Raw genomic sequence first — 5,029 nt, forward strand, 5'->3', positions numbered from 1 at the left:
CCTTATTCGCTACACCCCGGACACCGTCCGTTCCAAAATATTTACCCATGAGTACTCAACCTCTCTTTCCTATATTCCCGATTTCCATATCATTTTTTTTGCTATTATCTATGGAGTGTTTTCATTCTTAATTCTGTGATGTATCCTCGCCTTGATCACCTTCATCAACATCGATTTGCACTTCGATCGTTTCTGGATCAACCGCAGTCGCTCCGTCTGGTACGGGCACCTCTACTTCTACGGTTTCATCTTCCCTCACTTCGGATATATCAACGGCGATCTCAGGCAATTCATCAATTTCAGAGATCACATCATCAGGACCGTAAATGGTGACTTCTGACCTTTCCGCTGTCACTGAATTGACGATTACACCTTCAGGGGCTCCCCCTTTTGGTGTCAGTTGGATTCCTACTTGCTTCTTACGCTTACTAACCGGCACAGAGACATTGACTGTCGTCGGATCGACTAAAACATTCAATTCGTTGCCCTGATTATCATAAACCTTCACAGGCGCTTCTTGAGCTTTTATAGATTCTTTAGCTGAACCTACATCGATAATTGCTTTTACAGAAGCAATCCGATTCACAACAGAAGAAGACCCAGTGATCGTTACTGCCGAAGGTTCTACTTTCGCTTCTCCCAGGACCAATTCATTGTTGAGCTGTTTTTCATTTGTGTAATCTATATTTACATCGAAATTCTCGCTGATTTTTTCCTCTATTGTTACCTCAATGGTTTTAGGATCAATGGTTACCGCCAATTGATTGGATATTCCCGAATGTTGAAGGGAAACTTCATGAGTACCTGGCCCGAGACCATTCAAATCAACAAATACAGTGAAATTCTTTTGTCGTACGACTGGTGCGATTACACTAGGCGTACCTTCGACTCTTACAGATACTTCTTGAGGCAGACCGCTAACTACATATTCTTCGCTATTAAAGCGAATTTCAAGTGGGATATTTTCCATGACTTCCATATCAGATGAAGTACTGTCAAATAACAAAGAATCAGAGTCCATATTATCATCTACGTTCACCGTCACCCAAAGTAACCCTGCAAGAATTAAGGAAATAATCCGGATGAACCAAACACTTTTAAACCAGTTATCCATTTTTCTTCCCCCTCCAGTTCCAGGATTTTACCGCAGGGGCTGAGTAATCTAGTTCAGTACGCAGAATCTCTTCCAGCTTTTCTTGATCGATGCCGCGATGCAGTTCGCCATTCTTTGTGCAAGAGATTGATCCGGTTTCTTCGGATACAACAATCGTCAATGCGTCAGTCACTTCACTGATTCCCATCGCCGCACGGTGTCTTGTACCTAACTCTTTGGAGATGAATGGGCTCTCGGATAGAGGCAGATAACAAGCAGCAGCCACGATCTCATCGTTCTTAAGTATAACAGCACCATCATGAAGGGGGGTGTTCGGGATAAAGATGTTTGTCAGCAGTTCACTTGAAAGATGCCCGCCGACTCTTATCCCTGTCTCCACGTAATCCCCCATGCCTGTTTCTCGTTCAATTGTAATCAAGGCACCAATTCGACGCTTTGCCATGTAATGACAAGACTTTATAATTGCCTGAATCGACTTCTCTGTATCTTCTTCTTCAGATGTATTTCTACTAAAGAAGCTTCCACGACCGAGTTGTTCCAGTGCTCGTCTGAGCTCAGGCTGGAATAATATGATTATAGCAAGAAAACCCCATGTGATCGCCTGTGACATCAGCCACCTTAATGTGGTTAGTCCAAATAAATTACTCAATAACCATATACCTAAAATAACGAAGATCCCTTTTAGTAATTGGACAGCCTTCGTTCCTTGGATCAGCATGATTAATTTATATACAACAAACCAGACAAGGGTGATATCAACAGCTATCAAAAAATAATCTAATACATCAAGTCCCCCATCAAGCATGCCTACACTTCCTTTTATTATAAAATAAAGCTATTGTTAGAAAATTTTCACCTGTATTATTATATCACACTTCTGATAGCTTCGAATACGAGAAGATCACTACTGAACAAAAGCGCAAGCGCATGGCTTTGTTATTCAAATGTTCAACTAAGTGCGGCACGGCCTGTACCAACGTTTAAATGCCCCTCGTCCTTAGAGCCCACGGCAAGCATACGAGAAGAGATAGAGTGAATAGCTTTTTATCAACAAAGTCGCTTGACTCATGACCTCGAGGGGCTAGGCGCTGGAGCTAGATGTAGACTCACACCTCAAAAAGTTATCGATACACAAATAATATTATAATTTCCTAGACGATAAAAAACCAGGATGGGGAAGCCATCCTGGTCACGTCACTAGCTTAAATTTAGTCCTCAGACCCAAGCGAAAATATATCAGTGACTACATTCTTCGTGTGGTACCACATCCACTCGAACACTTGATTCACTTCTGTCAATTCGCCAGTATAGGCTTGAAGGCTAGATGAATCCAGCCCTTGATTAATGTTCTGTGAATCCTCATCAAGAATATCACCATTAATGATCGTCACATCACCGTCAATCTTTCCTTCAATCTTTAAGTCCCCGTTTCGGACGACAAGGTCCCCGTTTACAGTGACCCCCTCCGGAACAATGACTGTATTGTCCCTGATTTCTAAGTTTTCCTGTTTAGAAACCGTGACTTGATGATCCTGATTCCAGGCTGTCATTACACTGCTGAACATTAGAATGAAAAATACAGCAGCAGCAGTTAAAATCGGGTGTTTCTGGAATAAGCGGGCGTAATTCTTCTTCTTTTTCTGTTTAGGAAGATTCGCCATGACGTTAGCCGTGAAATTTTCTGGTGCGGAAACCGGACCTGTATTCTTAATTAACGTTGTCGTTTTCTTTAATTCATGAAAATGACTCTGACAGGATGGACATGCTTGCAGATGGTCGCGCAGTCGTCTCTCTTCTTCTTTATTTAAATCTCCATCCATGTATTTATGCATAAGTGCAACAGCTTCTTTATTGCATTTCATAATTCCCTCTCAACTCCTTTACACATGTCGAAGCCTTTTGCGTAAAGCTTCCCTGCCACGATGCACTCTAGTCTTTACCGTCCCCACTGGAATGTCCAGTACTTCGGCAATTTCTTGAAGAGCCAGTTCATCTAAATATCGCAACACAATTACGCTCCGGTACTTAGGCGGCAAGGCTAGTATCTCTCGATGGATGTAGGTTTGAAGTTCAAGACTTTCTACTTCCTCTTCCGGCAATGCCTGATCAGCAGCCAGCTGAGAGTACATATCCAACCCCTCAGTTCCTTTAACCTCTGCATCGAGATGATAATCCGGCTTTTTTTTACGAATCCGATCGATCGTCAAATTTGTAGCGATCCGATACAGCCACGTAGAGAATTTCCTACGATTATCGAACGTATGAATATTCGTATAAGCTCGAATAAAGGCTTCTTGTGCAAGATCTTCCGCTTCATGAGCGTTCCCAATCATACGAAAACAGATGTGATATACTTTATTCTGATAAAAAGATACAATGTCTTCAAATGCTGATTGGTCACCTTTTTTTACTTCTTTAATTTTTTGTTTAATCATGGTTTCCATCTGTTATACCTCCGCTATAGTTGCGGTCGATATCCTTTACGGATGACCCCACCCTTAGGTTTCAAAAATATATATATTTTTAATATTAATATAAGTTTAACTCTTTTTATTATCGGATATAAGAGAGTAGATGTAAAAAAATGCATTGGAGGAATTACACACATGAAGCGAGAAGTATTTTTGGTGAAGGAAATCGAAGCTTGTCGTACTGAAATGAGTCGTGTCGCTCGCCTATATTCATTAACTTCTCCAGAAGTATTACGAATGAGTATCCGATTAGATCATTTGATGAACGAATATGAAGATATAAAACAAAAAAGACAGCAACCTGCCTTAAAAGAGGCAAGTTACTGCTAAATTAATATAAACTATATTATTTTAAACTTTCTCCAAAGAGAGAACCCATTAAACCGACTGCTAATGTAGCGGTCTTATTTTTTTCATCTAGAATCGGGTTCACCTCAACGAATTCTGCGGATGTGATCATTTGAGATTGGAACAACATCTCCATAGCAAGATGACTTTCACGATAACTTAATCCACCTAAAACCGGAGTTCCAACTCCAGGTGCTTCGTTGGGATCCAATCCATCTAAATCAAGACTCAAATGTACTCCATCTGTACGATCTTTTAAGTAATCCTTTGCTTCTTCCATAACCTGGGTCATACCCATACGATCAACTTCATGCATTGTGTACACTTTGATTCCTTTTTCTTTAATCAGCTCCCGCTCACCTTCATCCAATGAACGTGCTCCTACGATGACAATGTTTTCTGGTTTGATTTTAGGTTCGTACCCATGAATACCTGTAAGCTTTTCGTGACCGATTCCTAAGCTCACAGCCAAGGGCATGCCATGAATATTTCCAGACGGGGAACTATCTCCTGTGTTCAAATCGCCGTGTGCATCATACCAGATGACACCAAGATTCTGATAATGTTTAGCAATCCCCGCAAGCGTACCCATTGCTATACTATGGTCTCCTCCAAGAACAAGCGGAAAACGTCCATCTTCCACTACTTGGTCAACCTTTTCAGCTAAACGCTGTGTTCCTTCAGCAATTTCATTTAAATTACGCAAGTTATCTTGTTTCGGATTGTTCTGCTGAGCAGGACGTGGAATATCAATATCCCCTAAGTCTTCAATATCATAATTCAATCTCGTTAATCGTTCAATTACACCAGCGTAACGGATTGCACTTGGCCCCATGTCTACACCTCTACGCATTTGACCTAGATCCATTGGAACGCCTATTACGGAAAGCTGTTTATTCATACATGTCTCCTCCTTTATTCAATACTTTAATTGTATCCGTTTTTACAGGAATGACTCAACCGGACATGATAGTGCATATATATACGCATTCTAGTACATATACGGCTTGCTTAGTGCATGTTTACAAGCATAAGCTCCATACATCTGTTTTAATACCATTCTAAATATCTTCTAAAACAGAAATAAATATAAAAA

The 5,029-nt window shown here is 40.8% G+C and carries 6 protein-coding genes; 1 reads left to right on the forward strand and 5 read right to left on the reverse strand.

Features of this window, described 5'->3' with window-relative positions; genetic code table 11:
* Positions 1-127: 127 nt before the first annotated feature.
* From LD39_RS10165 to sigW, 4 genes are all read right to left on the reverse strand, one after another.
* Positions 128-1,114: a YbbR-like domain-containing protein gene (locus LD39_RS10165; RefSeq protein ID WP_035545894.1), complete on the reverse strand. Its 987-nt coding sequence runs from the start codon at positions 1,112-1,114 to the stop codon at positions 128-130.
* Positions 1,107-1,919: a diadenylate cyclase CdaA gene (cdaA, locus tag LD39_RS10170; protein ID WP_035545895.1), complete on the reverse strand. Its 813-nt coding sequence runs from the start codon at positions 1,917-1,919 to the stop codon at positions 1,107-1,109. Before cdaA ends, LD39_RS10165 begins: the two co-directional genes overlap by 8 nt.
* A 403-nt stretch (positions 1,920-2,322) precedes the next feature.
* A complete protein-coding gene (locus LD39_RS10175; RefSeq protein WP_035545897.1) occupies positions 2,323-2,976 on the reverse strand; it encodes an anti-sigma factor in 654 nt (217 codons plus the stop codon).
* Positions 2,977-2,994: 18 nt separating this feature from the next.
* The gene (sigW, locus tag LD39_RS10180) at positions 2,995-3,558 is read right to left on the reverse strand and encodes an RNA polymerase sigma factor SigW (RefSeq protein WP_035545899.1); all 564 of its coding nucleotides are present in this window, start codon (positions 3,556-3,558) and stop codon (positions 2,995-2,997) included.
* Between the two features lie 162 nt (positions 3,559-3,720).
* On the opposite strand from sigW, the gene LD39_RS10185 reads away from it, so the two are divergent.
* Positions 3,721-3,915, forward strand: coding sequence for an aspartyl-phosphate phosphatase Spo0E family protein (locus LD39_RS10185; protein ID WP_035545900.1), 195 nt, complete (start codon positions 3,721-3,723; stop codon positions 3,913-3,915).
* A gap of 16 nt (positions 3,916-3,931) precedes the next feature.
* Here LD39_RS10185 and rocF read toward each other — a convergent pair whose 3' ends face one another.
* Entirely contained in the window at positions 3,932-4,834 is a 903-nt protein-coding gene (gene rocF, locus LD39_RS10190; RefSeq protein WP_035545902.1) for an arginase, read from the reverse strand.
* Between the last annotated feature and the right edge of the window lie 195 nt (positions 4,835-5,029).

Origin of the sequence: Halobacillus sp. BBL2006 (genome assembly GCF_000786645.1) — a bacterium.
Lineage (GTDB): Bacteria > Bacillota > Bacilli > Bacillales > Halobacillaceae > Halobacillus.

Bases quoted from the DNA above. Each gene is read 5' to 3' on its own strand.
- LD39_RS10165 (WP_035545894.1), bottom strand. From the start codon at position 1,114: ATGGATAACTGGTTTAAAAGTGTTTGGTTCATCCGGATTATTTCCTTA.
- cdaA (WP_035545895.1), bottom strand. From the start codon at position 1,919: ATGCTTGATGGGGGACTTGATGTATTAGATTATTTTTTGATAGCTGTT.
- LD39_RS10175 (WP_035545897.1), bottom strand. From the start codon at position 2,976: ATGAAATGCAATAAAGAAGCTGTTGCACTTATGCATAAATACATGGAT.
- sigW (WP_035545899.1), bottom strand. From the start codon at position 3,558: ATGGAAACCATGATTAAACAAAAAATTAAAGAAGTAAAAAAAGGTGAC.
- LD39_RS10185 (WP_035545900.1), top strand. From the start codon at position 3,721: ATGAAGCGAGAAGTATTTTTGGTGAAGGAAATCGAAGCTTGTCGTACT.
- rocF (WP_035545902.1), bottom strand. From the start codon at position 4,834: ATGAATAAACAGCTTTCCGTAATAGGCGTTCCAATGGATCTAGGTCAA.